We start from the raw sequence: 13,719 nt of genomic DNA, 5'->3' as shown, positions 1-13,719 counted from the left end.
CAACCGGCCCGCGGGACAGGACCCGGCACCGGCATGGCCCCCGCGCCCGCCCTCAGCGAGCCGGATCCGCCGGATGCGATGCCAGCAACGGCAGCTGCGAGGCCAGCCGCTCCTCGCACAGCTCGACCAGCCGGTCGTACCGGCACTGCAGCCGGCCCGCGCCCGGGACAGGACCCGGCACGGCAACCGGCTTGCGGCCCGCACCGGCACCGCGACCCGCACCGGCACCGCGACCCGCACCCCCCCCGCGCCCGCCCTCAGCGAGCCGGATCCGCCGGATGCGGCGCCAGCAACGGCAGCTGCGAGGCCAGCCGCTCCTCGCACAGCTCGACCAGCCGGTCGTACCCCGCCTTGCCCATCAGCTCGATCAGCTCCGGCCGGTAGGACACGTACACGGGCTCGCCCGCACCGTGCGCCGAGGTCGCCGACGTGCACCACCAGTGCAGGTCGTGCCCGCCCGGACCCCACCCCCGCCGGTCGTACTCACCGATCGACACCTGGAGGACGCGCGTGTCGTCGGGCCGGTCGATCCACTCGTACGTCCGCCGGACCGGCAGCTGCCAGCACACGTCCGGCTTGGTCTCCAGCGGCTCCCGGCCCTCCTTCAGCGCCAGGATGTGCAGCGAGCAGCCCGCGCCCCCGGCGAACCCCGGCCGGTTCTGGAAGATGCAGGAGCCCTGGAAGGGCCGGGTCTGCCGGGAACCCTCGTCGTCCTCGGAGATCCAGCCGTTCCGTGTGCCCTCGGCGTGGTGCTGCCAGATGTCCGGCGTGAGCCTCGCCACATGCTCGGCGACCCGCTGCTCGTCGTCCTCGTCGGAGAAGTGCGCGCCCAGCGAGCAGCACCCGTCGTCCGCGCGGCCCGCCTGGATGCCCTGGCAGCCGCTGCCGAAGATGCAGTTCCAACGAGAGGTCAGCCATGTCAGATCGCACCGGAAGACCTGCTCGTCGTCCGCCGGATCCGGGAACTCCACCCACGCGCGCGCGAAGTCGAGCCCCTTCTCGTCGCCCGAGATGCGCTTCTTGTCCTTCTTGGTCGACTTTTCGTCCTTCGTCTTTTTCGTCTTTGGCACGGCTCCAGGGTAAGTCGCCGGAGCGGAAGGACGGCACCACCGCCGCCCCCGCCCGCAGTAGCGTTCCGTACATGAGACTCGGTGTCCTCGACGTGGGTTCGAACACGGTGCATCTGCTGGTGGTGGACGCGCACCCCGGCGCCCGCCCGCTGCCCGCGCACTCGCACAAGGTGGAACTGCGCCTCGCCCAGCTCCTCGACGAGGGCGGGGCGATCGGCCCCGACGGCGTCGACCGGCTGGTCGCGGTCATCAGGGAGGCGCTCCAGGCCGCCGAGGACAAGGGCGTGGAGGACCTCCTGCCGTTCGCCACCTCGGCCGTGCGCGAGGCGACCAACGCCGACGACGTCCTCGAACGCGTGCGAGACGACACCGGTGTCGAGCTGACCGTCCTCACCGGCGCCGAGGAGGCCCGGCTCACCTTCCTCGCCGCCCGGCGCTGGTTCGGCTGGTCCGCGGGCAGGCTGCTGGTCCTCGACATCGGCGGCGGCTCCCTGGAGATCGCCTACGGCATCGACGAGGAACCCGACGCCGCCGTGTCGCTGCCGCTCGGCGCGGGCCGGCTGACCGCCGCCCGGCTGCCCGACGACCCGCCCCACCCGGACGACGTCAGGGCGCTGCGGCGCCACGTCCGTACGGAGATCGCCCGGACGGTCGGCGAGTTCAGCCGCCTGGGCGCCCCCGACCACGTGGTCGCCACCTCGAAGACCTTCCGGCAGCTGGCCCGGATCGCCGGCGCCGCCCGCTCGGCCGAGGGCCTGTACGTCCAGCGCGAGCTGAAGCGCGCCTCCCTGGAGGCCTGGGTGCCCCGCCTGGCCGCCATGACCAGCGCCGAACGCGCCGAACTGCCCGGCGTCTCCGAGGGCCGCGCGAACCAGCTCCTGGCCGGCGCCCTGGTGGCCGAGGCCGCGATGGACCTGTTCCACGTGGAGAACCTGGAGATCTGCCCGTGGGCCCTCAGGGAGGGCGTGATCCTGCGGCGCCTGGACCACATGGGCCAGGGATAACGCGCCCCCGAAGGGGCGCGGGACCGTATCGATGTGCGGCTCCGCCGCGTGGGCGCGACAAGCCACGGTGCACCCGCACCCGCCCCCTATGGCGATGACCACAACGGTGATTGGGCACCCCGCGGCTGCCGGCCGGCACCCCGTACCCTGACCCCCGTGGCAAACCCCAGGGACGTGATCCGAACCCCGGACGCGAAGGTCGCCCTGTCGACGGCTTCCGTCTACCCGGAGTCGACGGCGACGGCCTTCGAGATCGCCGCGCGCCTCGGTTACGACGGCGTCGAGGTGATGGTCTGGACGGACCCGGTCAGTCAGGACATCGACGCGCTGCGCAGGCTCAGCGACTACCACCGCATGCCGATACTCGCGGTACACGCCCCGTGCCTGCTCATCACCCAGCGCGTCTGGTCCACCGACCCCTGGGTCAAGCTCCAGCGCGCCCGCGCCGCCGCCGAGAAGCTCGGCGCGTCCACCGTGGTGGTGCACCCCCCGTTCCGCTGGCAGCGCCAGTACGCGCGGGACTTCGTCAACGGCATCTGGCGGATGGCGAACGAGACGGACGTCCGCTTCGCCGTCGAGAACATGTACCCCTGGCGCTACCGCGACCGCGAGATGCAGGCGTACGCCCCCGACTGGGACGTGACCAAGGACGACTACCGGCACTTCACGATCGACCTCAGCCACGCCGCGACCTCCCGCACCGACGCCCTCGGCATGATCGACCGCATGAGCGACCGCCTCGGCCACGTCCACCTGGCCGACGGCAAGGGCTCCGCCAAGGACGAGCACCTCGTCCCCGGCCGCGGCAACCAGCCCTGCGCCGAGGTCCTCGCGCACCTCACGCGCACCGGCTTCGACGGCCACGTCGTCATCGAGGTCAACACGAGGCGCGCGATGTCCGGCGCCGAACGCGAGGCCGATCTCGCCGAGGCGCTCGCCTTCACCCGCGAGCACCTGGCGCGGTCGGCGTCCCCGGTGCCGGGTGGCCCGGCGGCGAGGACGGACCACCGGTGAGCGGCGACGCCGACGGAACCGCGCGGCGCCGCGGCCGCCCGCCCCGTACGGAGTCCGGGGACACCCGCGACCGCATCCTCGTCACCGCCCGCGAGGAGTTCTCCGAGCGCGGCTACGAGAAGACCTCCGTGCGCGGCATCGCCAAGGCGGCGGGCGTGGACCCGGCGCTGGTCCACCATTACTTCGGCACCAAGGAGCAGGTCTTCGGGGCGGCCATCGAGGTCGCCTTCGCGCCCGCCATGGACGCCCCCGAAGCGATCGCCGACGGCCCTCTGGACGGGGTCGGCGAGCGTCTGACCCGCTTCATCTTCGGCGTCTGGGAGAACCCGGCCACCCGCACGCCCCTGCTGGCCATCCTGCGCTCCGCTGTGAACAACGAGGCCGCCGCAGCCGTCTTCCGCCGGCTGATCGCCGCCCAGCTGCTGCGCCGGGTCGCCGCCCAGCTGAACGCCCCGGACGCGGAGCTGCGCGTCGAACTGGCGGCGGCACAGCTCATCGGGTGTGCCATGCTCCGCTACGTGATCAAGGTGGAGCCGCTGGCCTCGGCGGACCCGGAGCAGCTCGTCGCCCGCCTGGCACCGGTCGTACAGGGCCACCTCACCGGCCCCTGAGGCCGCCCTCCCGGCGGCGTACGGCGAGACGAACGTCCCGCATTCCGGACACCCCGTCCCGACCCCTGGATGAGCGGCGTACGCTCGACGGCAGTCATAACTCTCCGAAGGAGCGAGCGACGATGCCCGAACTGAGGTCCCGCACTGTCACCCACGGCCGCAACATGGCGGGCGCCCGCGCCCTTATGCGTGCCTCCGGTGTACCCGGCGCGGACATCGGGCGGAAGCCGATCATCGCCGTCGCCAACAGCTTCACGGAGTTCGTGCCGGGCCACACGCACCTGGCGCCGGTCGGCCGGATCGTCAGCGAGGCGGTCGCCGCGGCCGGCGGCATCCCGCGCGAGTTCAACACGATCGCCGTGGACGACGGCATCGCGATGGGCCACGGCGGCATGCTGTACTCCCTCCCCTCCCGCGACCTGATCGCGGACAGCGTGGAGTACATGGTCGAGGCCCACTGCGCCGACGCCCTGATCTGCATCTCCAACTGCGACAAGATCACCCCGGGCATGCTCAACGCGGCGCTCCGCCTGAACATCCCGACGGTCTTCGTCTCCGGCGGCCCGATGGAGTCCGGCCGCGCCACCCTGGTCGACGGCACGGTCCGCACGCTCGACCTGGTCGACGCGATGTCGGAGGCGGTCAACGAGAAGATCTCCGACGCGGACATCCTCCGCATCGAGGAGAATGCCTGTCCGACCTGCGGCTCCTGTTCCGGCATGTTCACCGCCAACTCGATGAACTGCCTGACCGAGGCCATCGGCCTCTCCCTCCCCGGCAACGGCTCGGTGCTGGCCACCCACACCGCCCGCAAGGCGCTGTACGAGAACGCCGCCCGCACGGTCCTGGACCTGACCCGCCGCTACTACGAGCAGGACGACGACTCGGTCCTGCCCCGCAACATCGCCACCCCCGCGGCCTTCGAGAACGCCATGGCGCTGGACATCGCGATGGGCGGCTCCACCAACACGATCCTGCACCTGCTGGCCGCCGCCCAGGAGGCCGAGGTCGCCTACGGCCTCACCGAGATGGACGCCCTCTCGCGCCGCGTCCCGTGCCTGGCCAAGGTCGCGCCGAACGTCGCAAAGGACCGCACGTACTACATGGAGGACGTGCACCGCGCGGGCGGCATCCCCGCCCTCCTCGGCGAACTGCACCGCGGCGGCCTGCTCAACGAGGACGTGCACTCCGTCCACAGCCCGTCCCTGGCCGACTGGCTGAAGACCTGGGACATCCGCGGCGGCTCCCCCTCCCAGGAGGCCGTCGAGCTGTGGCACGCGGCCCCCGGCTGCGTCCGCTCCGCCGAGGCGTTCTCCCAGTCCGAGCGCTGGGACTCCCTCGACGACGACGCCCAGGGCGGCTGCATCCGCTCCGTCGAGCACGCCTACTCCAAGGACGGCGGCCTCGCGGTCCTGCGCGGCAACCTCGCCGTGGACGGCTGCGTCGTCAAGACGGCCGGCGTCGACGAGTCGATCTGGACCTTCGAGGGCCCGGCCGTCGTCTGCGAGTCGCAGGAGGAGGCCGTCCAGAAGATCCTCACCCAGCAGGTCAAGGAGGGCGACGTCGTCGTCATCCGCTACGAGGGCCCCAAGGGCGGCCCCGGCATGCAGGAGATGCTGTACCCGACCTCGTACCTCAAGGGCCGCGGGCTCGGAAAGGCCTGCGCCCTGGTCACCGACGGCCGCTTCTCCGGCGGCACGTCCGGGCTCTCCATCGGCCACGCCTCCCCGGAGGCGGCGGCCGGCGGCACCATCGCCCTGGTCGAGGACGGCGACCGCATCCGCATCGACATCCCGAACCGCTCCATCGAGCTGCTCGTGGACGACGCCGAGCTGACCCGCCGCGAGCAGGCCCTGAACGGCGTGTACGCCCCGAAGAACCGCGACCGCAAGGTCTCCGCGGCCCTGAAGGCGTACGCCGCGATGGCCACCAGCGCCGACAAGGGCGCCGTCCGCGACGTCAGCAAGCTGGGCTGAGTCCCGCCGGGGGACCCGGTACGGCCTACCAGGCCCCCGGGTCCCGCCCCGCCACCCCGAACACCGTGCCGTCCGGCGCCCCGGCGTACACGTGCCCGCCCGCGAGCACCGGCGTCGGCAGGGACGCGGGCACCGTGTCGGACTCGGCGCCGAGCCGGGGCCGGGTCTGCCCGAGGAGCTTGCCCCTGCGGGCGTCGACGCCCAACAGCCGCCCGTCGGGTGCGGTGACGTACACGTGCCGCCCGTCGGAGACCGGCTTCGAGCCCCGGCTCACGCCCGTCTCCAGCCGCCACGCCTGCTTCCCCGCCGCCATGTCGACGGCGACCAGCGAGCCGCCCGCGCCCATGAGGTACACGGTGTTCCCGCGCACACCCGCCGACGCCGACGCCTGTGCGACCGGGATCGGCAGCTTCACCCGGCGGGTCGCCCCGGTGGCCGGGGTGTAGCGGACCACGGCCTCGACGTCGCCGTAGGCCGCCCCCTCGGCGACGAGGAACACCGACCCGTCCGCCGCCCCCACCGGCGTCAGCGCCCCCGCCAGCTCCGCGTCCCAGCGCACGTCCCCGCTCGCCGGGTCCACGGCGGTGACCCGGGTCCGCTTCCCGTCCGCGCTCTGGCTCGTCGTGTACGCCGCCGGATGCCGCTCCCCGGCGAACGCGGTGAAGTACGGCACGGACAGCCCCGGGATCCGGTGCGCCCACCGCGTCCGCCCAGTAGCGCTGTCCACGCCGGTGACCATCCCGTCGGCGCGGGTGAGCAGCAGCATGTCGCCGACGGTGCGCAGTCCGTCGTAGGCCGGCATGTCCTCCTGCCACTTCGGCTTCCCCGTCGCGGGATCGAGCGCCTCCAGCGGGCCGAGCAGGCCGACCTCGGGCTGCACGAGCCCGCCCGACACCACCGGCGGTTCGCTCCGCACGGCCTCCTCGACGGGGTGCCGCCACAGCGTGCTGCCGTCGGCCGGATCGAGGGCGAAGACCAGTCCGGGCCGCGCGCACAGCAAGCGCCGCCCCGCGTACGTGCACTGCGGCATCCCGCCGTCCTTCGCCGCGGGCACCGCTTCCCACGCCCCGAACCCGCCCGACGCGCTCTGCGCGGTGGGGGTGCGCGCGGGCTCGGCGCCGCCGAACGCCTGCACGGCCACGAGGCTCCCCGTCACGGCGATCCCCAACGCCCCGGCGACGAGCGCCGACCGCTTCCCCAGCCGCCGCACGACCCGCCCGGACTTCCCGGACTTCCCGGACGGCTCGGCGGGGGCCTCCGGGGCGGGCCCCTCACCCGCGGGCTCCCGCGCCGCCGGTACGAACACCTGCGTGTCGTAGGCCGCCGCCACCGACCGCAGCTCCCGCATCAACTCGTCCGGCGTCGGCCGGTCCTCGGGCTCCTTGGCGAGACACCGCAGCACCAGCGGCGCCAGCGACTCCGGTACGCCGGTCAGGTCGGGCTCGTCGTGCACGACCTGGTAGGCGACGACGTACGGGCTGTCGGAGTCGAAGGGACCGCGCCCGGCCGCCGCGTGCACCATCAGCGACCCGAGGGTGAACACGTCGGCCGAGGGCCCCACCTCCCGGGGCCGCCGGAACTGCTCGGGCGCCATGTACGGCGGCGTGCCGATCAACTTTCCGGTCTCGGTGCGCAGTTCGCTGTCCTTCGGCCGGGAGATGCCGAAGTCGATGACCTTCGGGCCGTCCTCGGCGAGCAGGACGTTGCTCGGTTTGAGGTCCCGGTGCACGACGCCGACGCGGTGGATGTCGCGCAGCGCCTCGGCGAGCCCGGCCATCAGCCGGCGCAACTGGGGCTCGTCCATCGGCCCGTTCCGCTTCACGTACTCCGAGAGCGTCGGGCCGGGGATGAACAGCGTGGCCATCCAGGGCCGCCCGGCCTCCGGATCGGCGTCCACGACCGGCGCCGTGAAGGCCCCGCTCACCCGCCGGGCCGCGGCCACCTCCTGCCGGAAACGCCCCCTGAACTCGGGATCCCTGGCATACGTCGCGTGCACGACCTTCACCGCGACGTGCATCCCGGAGGCGCTGCGGGCCAGGTGTACGACGCCCATGCCGCCCGAGCCCAGCCGCGACTCCAGGTGGTAGTGACCGGCGTACTCCGGAAGTTCCGCTTCCGCGTCCGCCCCGGCATCCCGCTGCGGCGCCATGGAACCACCCCCGTGCTGTTCGTTCGCGCGAGCGACGCTCGGAGCCTAGTCGATGGGGCGTACGGCACAGAGGCGGCCTGCCGCCCTCCGTGTGCGAGTTGCGAACTGGTGTTTCATGTCTTGTTCCTGGGGTATCAACGGTCCCCCACGAAAGTCGTGGGGTTCAACGGGGGGAGTTCTCGCATGTCGCTCGACCAGGTCCAGAACACCGGCGGCGGGGAAGAGACGGCGGGCGGGGCGGAGGCGGAAGCCGTCGCGGCGACCGCCGCCCTGAGCTCGTACCCGGTCGCGCCGGGCTACCGCCTGAACGTCCGCAGCGGCCCGGGCACCAACTACTCCCTGGTCCGGGTCCTGCCCGTGGGCTCCAGGGTCTCGATCAACTGCCAGCGCCCGGGGGAGTGGGTCTCGGGCCCCTACGGCACCTCGAACATCTGGGACAACATCGGCAGCGGCCAGTACGTCTCCGACGCGTACATCCGCACCGGCAGCGACGGCTACGTGGCTCCTCGCTGCTGAGTGTGCCGCCGATGACCTTGTAACAGCGTTGTCCTGGGGACGTACTAGGAGGTTCCCGGGGGGAACGGCGTGCCGGGCCGAGCGGCTCTTGGTGATCGGAAAGCCGCTCGCGCCGCTGGGTACGGGCGGACCGGCACGCCAACCGACCCTGAGGTAGACAACGATGCGCGTTCGCAAGCTGACCCTCGCCGCCATGGCGCTCGCCGCCGGTCTCTCGCTCACGGCCTGCCAGAACGACGACGGCACGGACGAGACCAGCGCCCCGCCCGCCGCCTCGGCCCCGTCCTCCTCGGACGGCGGCTCCGGATCGACCGGCTCGGACCAGGCGGGCGGCCAGGACTCGGCGGGGAAGAGCCCCAACGGAACCGGCGGAGCCAACGGAACCGGCGGCGGCACCGGCGAGGACGGCACGGCGGCCGCCAAGTGCCGCACCGACGAGCTGGAGATCACGGCGATGGACGCCACCGTCGACGGCGACACCGAGGGCACCGTCGCGGTCGACCTGAAGAACGGCGGCGGCCGGGCCTGCACCCTCGCGGGCTACGCGGGCGTCGACCTGAAGACCAACACGGGGAGCCTGTCCGCTGAGCGCACCGGCGAGCAGGCCCCGCCGATCGTCCTCAAGGACGGCGAGAACGTGACCTTCGGCATCACCTACCCGATCAACAACACCGGCGGCTCCGGCGTCCGCATCACGGGCCTGGTGGTGACCCCGCCGAACGAGACCAAGTCGGTCACCCTCGACTGGCCGGGCGGCGCCTCGCTGCCCGCCTCGGACAGCCCGGGCTCCCCGGTGAAGGTCGGCCCGATGGGCAGCGCCGGCCAGGGCGGCTGACCGCGCCGCACGCCGGAACAGGCGCGCGCCATAATCGACCCGTGAGCGCAGAGAACGGCAAGAACGGCACCCCGGACACCCAGGCCGGCCCCCGCCCCGAACCCCTCCGGTTCTACGGCACGACCTGGGTGCACCACGACAACGGCTACACCGCCCGCCGGGTGGGTCTCGCCGTCGGCTCGCTCGCCGTGGCGGCCGCCGCCTGCTTCGTGCTCCGCGTCGCCTACCAGGGACTCCAGATCGCCGACATCGGCAGCTTCGTCTCGCTGCTGATGATCGTGATGTTCGCGGTCTGCAGCGCCCTGGCCTTCCGCCACACCTGGTCCGGCTTCACCAGCCGCCCCGACCCCGACCGCCAGGCCTCCCTGCGGGGCCTGCTCGCCATCGGCTTCGTCGGCACCCTCCTCGCCTACTTCTTCCGCACCTTCACCGAGGCCCCGGGTGAAAAGCTGCACCGCGCGGAGTACGAGAAGGCCCGCGAGGACTACGAAAAGCGCACCACCCGCCGCACGGGCAACCCGTCGAAGAAGCGCCGCCGCAAGTAACCGGGGGCGCCGCGGCCCTTCCCCACGGGGAGCACGCAGAGCACGGGGACTGCGGGGGGCGCGTCACTCCTCGTAGGGGCAAGCCGTCGAAGAAGCGCCGCCGGATGTGGTCCGGGTGCGTGCGCCCTCCGCGGGGAGCGCGTCACTCGCCGTACGGGCAACCTGCCGAGGTGTCGCCGGAAGCGGCCGCGGGCGCCGTGAGCCCTTGCCCGCGGGGACCGCGAGGTGAGCGTCACCTGCGGCAGCGGCAACCCCCGCCGAAGAAGCGCCGCCGGAACTAACCCCAGCCCGCGAGCCCCTGTCCGCGGCCCCCGGAAACCCCCTGCCCCGCCCGAGCCCGCCCGGTCACCATGGCCGTATGACGACACCGCTGACCCCGGACGACTCGGCCGCTTCCACCACCCCCGCGCAGGCCCACCACGGCGCCCGCGCCCACTCCTTCAACGCCGCCGCGGCCCAGTACGCCGCCAACCGGCCCTCCTACCCGCCCGCCCTCTTCGACGCGCTGGAAGAGCTCACCGGCCGGCCCCTCGACGGTGCCCGCGTCGTGGACGTCGGCGCCGGCACGGGCCTCGCCACCGTCCGCCTGCGCGAGCGGGGCGCCGACGTGATCGCCGTGGAACCCGGCGCCGGCATGGCCGCCGAGTTCCGCCGCACCCTTCCCGGCGTGCCCGTCGTCCGCGGCAACGGCAACGCCCTCCCCCTCGCCGGACACAGCGCCGACCTCCTCACCTACGCCCAGGCCTGGCACTGGACCGACCCCGCCCTGGCCGTCCCGGAGGCGCTGCGCGTGCTGCGTCCGGGCGGCGCGCTGGCGCTGTGGTGGAACACCGACGCCCACGACGTGCCGTGGATCGCGGACGCGGCACGGCGCGTCGACCGGCACTTCGCGCACCTGAACCTCTCCGCCGAGAGGCGCGACTTCGACGCCCGCTTCGCCGACCCCACCGGCACGCTCGACTTCGTCCACCGCGAGGTCCGCTGGAGCCGGCGCGTCCCGCTCGACACCCACCTGGCCAACCTCGGCAGCCACTCGGTCTTCCTGACCGACACCGAGGAACGAGCCGCCGCCTTCTTCGCCGAGGAGCGCAGGCACCTGCTGTCGGTCTTCCCGGACGGAGCCGTCGAGGAGACGTACGACGTCCACCTCCTCCTCGCGACGACCCCGACGGACTGACGCGAAGGCCCGGCACGACGGCCAGGCACGACAGCCAGGCACGACGGCCCGGCACGACGGCTCGACGTGACGGCTTGACGCCACGGGCGCCCGGGAGGAGTATTCATCACATGATGAATTACTCGCCGGAGCACTCCTCCCGGCCCCCCGAAGGGCAGGGCGACGACCCCGCCCCACCCGCCGTACACGCCGAAGACCTCACCGTCGTCCGCGGCACCCGCACCGTCCTGCGCGGCCTCGGCTTCACCGTCCCGCGGGGCAGGATCACCGGCCTCCTCGGCCCCTCCGGCTGCGGCAAGTCGACCCTGATGCGGGCGATCGTCGGCACCCAGGCCAAGGTCGCCGGCACCCTGGACGTCCTCGGCCGCCCCGCCGGCCACCCGGCGCTGCGCACCCGCATCGGCTACGTCACCCAGGCCCCGTCCGTCTTCGACGACCTGACCGTCCGCCAGAACCTGGACTACTTCGCCGAGATCCTCCACCCCGGCCGGGCGGCCTCCGCCCACCGCCGCGAGGACGTCACCCGGGTCATCACCGACGTCGACCTCACCACCCACGCCGACTCCCTGGCCGGCAACCTCTCCGGCGGCCAGCGCAGCCGCGTCTCCCTCGCCGTGGCCCTCCTGGGCGCCCCCGAGCTCCTCGTCCTCGACGAACCGACGGTCGGTCTCGACCCCGTACTCCGCCGCGACCTGTGGGCCCTCTTCCACTCCATCGCCGCCGACCGCGGCGCCACGATCCTCGTCTCCTCCCACGTCATGGACGAGGCCGAGCGCTGCCACCGGCTGCTCCTGATGCGCGAGGGCGAGGTCCTCGCCGACGACACCCCCGACGCCCTGCGCACCCGTACCGGCTCCGAGACGGTCGAGGAAGCCTTCCTCCACCTGGTCGACGAGGCGAAGGAGAAGGCGGAGGCCCGCACCAAGGAGACCGTCCGATGACCACCCCCACGGCTCCCACGGCCCCCGCGCCCACCCGCACCCCGGCCCACACCCGTGCCCTGAGCCTCTCCCGCACCACGGCCACCGCGACCCGCGTCCTGCGCCAGCTGAGCCACGACCCCCGCACCATCGCGCTCCTAATGCTGATCCCCTGCGTGATGTTGCTCCTGCTGCGCTACGTCTTCGACGGCAGCCCGCGCACCTTCGACAACATCGGCGCCTCGCTCCTCGGTATCTTCCCGCTGATCACGATGTTCCTGGTCACGTCCATCGCGACCCTGCGCGAGCGCACCTCCGGCACCCTCGAACGCCTCCTGGCCATGCCGCTCGGCAAAGGCGACCTCATCGCGGGCTACGCCCTCGCCTTCGGCGCCCTCGCCATCGTCCAGTCCGCCCTCGCGACGGGCCTCGCGGTCTGGTTCCTGGGCCTGGACGTCACCGGCAGCCCCTGGCTGCTCCTCCTGGTCGCGCTGCTCGACGCCCTCCTGGGCACCGCGCTCGGCCTCTTCGTCTCGGCCTTCGCGGCCTCCGAGTTCCAGGCGGTGCAGTTCATGCCGGCGGTGATCTTCCCCCAGCTCCTCCTCTGCGGCCTCTTCACCCCGCGCGACAACATGCACCCCGCCCTGGAGGCCGTCTCCGACGTCCTGCCCATGTCCTACGCGGTGGACGGCATGAACGAGGTCCTGCGCCACACCGACATGACCGCCACCTTCGTACGGGACGTCCTGATCGTCGCCGGCTGCGCGCTGCTGGTCCTCGCTCTGGGCGCGGCGACATTGAAACGCCGAACGGCATAACCAACCAGCCCGTCCGGCGTTTGAGGACGAGGCCGTCCAGGCCGAAAGGCGGGGGTCTGGGGACGGCAGCCCCCAGGGACGGGAAAGGGAAGGGGCGGCGGGGGCGAAAACCCCCACCGGCACCCACCACCCCCGTCCCGCGGACTGGACGCACCACTCCACCCACCCCCCTGAATGCGAGGATGACGGCAACGCACGCAAGAACGGACAGCGCACCGAAGGGCACCGAACCCCATGACCCAGAAAGTCGCCGTCCTCGGCACCGGCAAGATCGGCGAAGCCCTCCTCAGCGGCATGATCGGATCCGGCTGGGCCCCCGCCGACCTCCTGGTCACCGCCCGCCGCCGGGAACGCGCCGACGAACTCCGCGCCCGCCACGGAGTCACCCCGGTCACCAACGCCGAGGCCGCCAAGACCGCCGACACCCTGATCCTCACGGTCAAGCCCCAGGACATGGGCACGCTCCTCGAAGAACTCGCCCCGCACGTCCCGGCCGACCGCCTGATCATCAGCGGCGCGGCCGGCATCCCGACCGCCTTCTTCGAGGAACGCCTCGCCCCTGGCACCCCGGTCGTCCGCGTCATGACGAACACCCCGGCCCTCGTCGACGAGGCCATGTCCGTCATCTCCGCCGGCACCCACGCGACCGCCGACCACCTGACGCACACCGAGGAGATCTTCGGCGCCGTGGGCAAGACCCTCCGCGTCCCGGAGTCCCAGCAGGACGCCTGCACCGCCCTCTCCGGCTCGGGACCCGCGTACTTCTTCTACCTGGTCGAGGCCATGACCGACGCCGGCATCCTGCTCGGCCTGCCCCGCGACAAGGCCCACGACCTGATCGTCCAGTCCGCCATCGGCGCCGCGAAGATGCTCCGCGACAGCGGCGAACACCCGGTCAGGCTCCGCGAGAACGTCACGTCCCCCGCCGGCACCACCATCAACGCCATCCGCGAACTGGAGAACCACGGCGTCCGCGCCGCCCTCATCGCCGCCCTGGAAGCCGCCCGCGACCGCAGCCGCGAACTGGCCTCCGGCACCAAGGACTGACGCACCGAGCCGACGACCGGGCCCCCGAAAGGCCCCC

At 72.9% G+C, this 13,719-nt stretch carries 14 protein-coding genes; 11 read left to right on the top strand and 3 right to left on the bottom strand.

Annotated features, from left to right (window positions below):
• Nucleotides 1-52: 52 nt before the first annotated feature.
• Together D1J63_RS37560 and D1J63_RS16255 are read right to left on the bottom strand one after the other, a co-directional pair.
• On the bottom strand, nt 53-181 hold the full coding sequence (locus D1J63_RS37560; RefSeq protein ID WP_276323134.1) for a hypothetical protein: 129 nt from the start codon (nt 179-181) through the stop codon (nt 53-55).
• 76 nt (nt 182-257) lie between these two features.
• The gene (locus tag D1J63_RS16255) at nt 258-1,070 is read right to left on the bottom strand and encodes a hypothetical protein (protein WP_125629503.1); all 813 of its coding nucleotides are present in this window, start codon (nt 1,068-1,070) and stop codon (nt 258-260) included.
• 71 nt (nt 1,071-1,141) lie between these two features.
• Here D1J63_RS16255 and D1J63_RS16250 point away from each other — a divergent pair, with 71 nt between their 5' ends.
• The 4 genes from D1J63_RS16250 (at nt 1,142) to ilvD (ending at nt 5,675) form a co-directional block, all read left to right on the top strand.
• Nucleotides 1,142-2,074, top strand: coding sequence for a Ppx/GppA phosphatase family protein (locus D1J63_RS16250; protein WP_125629500.1), 933 nt, complete (start codon nt 1,142-1,144; stop codon nt 2,072-2,074).
• A gap of 156 nt (nt 2,075-2,230) precedes the next feature.
• Nucleotides 2,231-3,088: a sugar phosphate isomerase/epimerase gene (locus D1J63_RS16245; RefSeq protein ID WP_197925631.1), complete on the top strand. Its 858-nt coding sequence runs from the start codon at nt 2,231-2,233 to the stop codon at nt 3,086-3,088.
• Complete coding sequence (locus tag D1J63_RS16240) at nt 3,085-3,699, top strand: TetR family transcriptional regulator (protein WP_125629498.1); 615 nt, start codon at nt 3,085-3,087, stop codon at nt 3,697-3,699. The genes D1J63_RS16245 and D1J63_RS16240 overlap by 4 nt, the downstream gene beginning before the upstream one ends.
• A 122-nt stretch (nt 3,700-3,821) precedes the next feature.
• Nucleotides 3,822-5,675 carry a dihydroxy-acid dehydratase gene (gene ilvD / locus D1J63_RS16235; protein ID WP_125629497.1) on the top strand — a complete coding sequence of 618 codons (1,854 nt, stop codon included), beginning with the start codon at nt 3,822-3,824 and terminating at the stop codon, nt 5,673-5,675.
• A gap of 25 nt (nt 5,676-5,700) precedes the next feature.
• On the opposite strand, the gene D1J63_RS16230 is transcribed toward ilvD, so the two are convergent.
• Nucleotides 5,701-7,824 carry a serine/threonine-protein kinase gene (locus D1J63_RS16230; protein WP_125629495.1) on the bottom strand — a complete coding sequence of 708 codons (2,124 nt, stop codon included), beginning with the start codon at nt 7,822-7,824 and terminating at the stop codon, nt 5,701-5,703.
• A 183-nt stretch (nt 7,825-8,007) separates the two neighbouring features.
• On the opposite strand from D1J63_RS16230, the gene D1J63_RS16225 reads away from it, so the two are divergent.
• The 7 genes from D1J63_RS16225 to proC all read left to right on the top strand — a co-directional run bounded on the left by D1J63_RS16225 (nt 8,008) and on the right by proC (nt 13,682).
• Nucleotides 8,008-8,340: an SH3 domain-containing protein gene (locus tag D1J63_RS16225; protein ID WP_125629493.1), complete on the top strand. Its 333-nt coding sequence runs from the start codon at nt 8,008-8,010 to the stop codon at nt 8,338-8,340.
• Nucleotides 8,341-8,503: 163 nt separating this feature from the next.
• A complete protein-coding gene (locus D1J63_RS16220) occupies nt 8,504-9,175 on the top strand; it encodes a DUF4232 domain-containing protein (RefSeq protein WP_125629491.1) in 672 nt (223 codons plus the stop codon).
• A gap of 41 nt (nt 9,176-9,216) precedes the next feature.
• The gene (locus D1J63_RS16215) at nt 9,217-9,720 is read left to right on the top strand and encodes an EamA/RhaT family transporter (RefSeq protein WP_125629488.1); all 504 of its coding nucleotides are present in this window, start codon (nt 9,217-9,219) and stop codon (nt 9,718-9,720) included.
• Nucleotides 9,721-10,078: 358 nt separating this feature from the next.
• Entirely contained in the window at nt 10,079-10,897 is an 819-nt protein-coding gene (locus D1J63_RS16210; protein ID WP_125629486.1) for a class I SAM-dependent methyltransferase, read from the top strand.
• Nucleotides 10,898-11,007: 110 nt separating this feature from the next.
• On the top strand, nt 11,008-11,838 hold the full coding sequence (locus D1J63_RS16205; protein WP_125629483.1) for an ABC transporter ATP-binding protein: 831 nt from the start codon (nt 11,008-11,010) through the stop codon (nt 11,836-11,838).
• Nucleotides 11,835-12,635 (top strand): ABC transporter permease, encoded by an 801-nt coding sequence (locus D1J63_RS16200; protein ID WP_125629481.1) that lies wholly within the window; start codon nt 11,835-11,837, stop codon nt 12,633-12,635. The genes D1J63_RS16205 and D1J63_RS16200 overlap by 4 nt, the downstream gene beginning before the upstream one ends.
• A gap of 234 nt (nt 12,636-12,869) precedes the next feature.
• Nucleotides 12,870-13,682 carry a pyrroline-5-carboxylate reductase gene (gene proC / locus D1J63_RS16195; protein ID WP_102927363.1) on the top strand — a complete coding sequence of 271 codons (813 nt, stop codon included), beginning with the start codon at nt 12,870-12,872 and terminating at the stop codon, nt 13,680-13,682.
• Nucleotides 13,683-13,719: the final 37 nt, after the last annotated feature.

It is taken from the genome of Streptomyces sp. KPB2 (assembly GCF_003950055.1).
GTDB lineage: Bacteria > Actinomycetota > Actinomycetes > Streptomycetales > Streptomycetaceae > Streptomyces > Streptomyces salinarius.
The sequence above is the reverse complement of the archived record's forward strand: the minus strand, read 5'-3'. Positions and strand labels throughout refer to the sequence as shown.

What these genes read in the sequence shown, in the direction of transcription:
- D1J63_RS16250 (WP_125629500.1), top strand. Translation starts at nt 1,142, where the DNA reads ATGAGACTCGGTGTCCTCGACGTGGGTTCGAACACGGTGCATCTGCTG.
- ilvD (WP_125629497.1), top strand. Translation starts at nt 3,822, where the DNA reads ATGCCCGAACTGAGGTCCCGCACTGTCACCCACGGCCGCAACATGGCG.
- D1J63_RS16230 (WP_125629495.1), bottom strand. Translation starts at nt 7,824, where the DNA reads ATGGCGCCGCAGCGGGATGCCGGGGCGGACGCGGAAGCGGAACTTCCG.
- D1J63_RS16225 (WP_125629493.1), top strand. Translation starts at nt 8,008, where the DNA reads ATGTCGCTCGACCAGGTCCAGAACACCGGCGGCGGGGAAGAGACGGCG.
- D1J63_RS16220 (WP_125629491.1), top strand. Translation starts at nt 8,504, where the DNA reads ATGCGCGTTCGCAAGCTGACCCTCGCCGCCATGGCGCTCGCCGCCGGT.
- D1J63_RS16210 (WP_125629486.1), top strand. Translation starts at nt 10,079, where the DNA reads ATGACGACACCGCTGACCCCGGACGACTCGGCCGCTTCCACCACCCCC.
- D1J63_RS16205 (WP_125629483.1), top strand. Translation starts at nt 11,008, where the DNA reads ATGATGAATTACTCGCCGGAGCACTCCTCCCGGCCCCCCGAAGGGCAG.
- D1J63_RS16200 (WP_125629481.1), top strand. Translation starts at nt 11,835, where the DNA reads ATGACCACCCCCACGGCTCCCACGGCCCCCGCGCCCACCCGCACCCCG.
- proC (WP_102927363.1), top strand. Translation starts at nt 12,870, where the DNA reads ATGACCCAGAAAGTCGCCGTCCTCGGCACCGGCAAGATCGGCGAAGCC.